Origin of the sequence: Novosphingobium sp. B-7 (assembly GCF_000410615.1) — a bacterium.
Taxonomy (GTDB): Bacteria; Pseudomonadota; Alphaproteobacteria; order Sphingomonadales; family Sphingomonadaceae; genus Novosphingobium; species Novosphingobium capsulatum.
Map to the genome: position 1 here is coordinate 238 of NZ_KE148383.1, position 419 is coordinate 656.

Consider the following 419-nt stretch of genomic DNA (forward strand, 5'->3'; position numbering starts at 1 on the left):
TGCGCCAGTTGCGCCTCTTGCGCCATCAGGTCGACGCCGGCGGCCTGGCCCACGGCCAGCTGGTGGCGGGTGATCGCCAGCAGTTCCTGTTGCAGGGCGATCACCTGGCGCTGGCGATCGACCTGTTCCTGCAGGGCGGCGCGCTGAAACGCGGTGGCCGCCACGGTGTTGATCAGAGTGATCCGCGCGGCCTGCGCCTGATAGGCCTGGGCATCATACTGGGCGCGGGCCTGTTCCACGCTGCGGCGGTTGCCGCCGAACAGATCGAGCGTGTAGCCGACATTCACCTGTGCGGTCTGGAGGCTATAGGTAAAGCTTGAATTGTTGGGCACCGGGGCCAGGTATTGCGATCCCTTGACGCGGTTGGTGGTGGCCCCGGCATCGACCGTGGGAAACAGCACCCCGCGCTGCGCCAGCCA

General features: G+C 67.1%; 1 protein-coding gene. It reads right to left on the reverse strand.

Annotated elements, in window-relative coordinates:
• Positions 1 to 419, reverse strand: a 419-nt coding sequence (locus tag H926_RS30985) for a TolC family protein (protein ID WP_202804743.1), incomplete at both ends; no start/stop codon positions are given.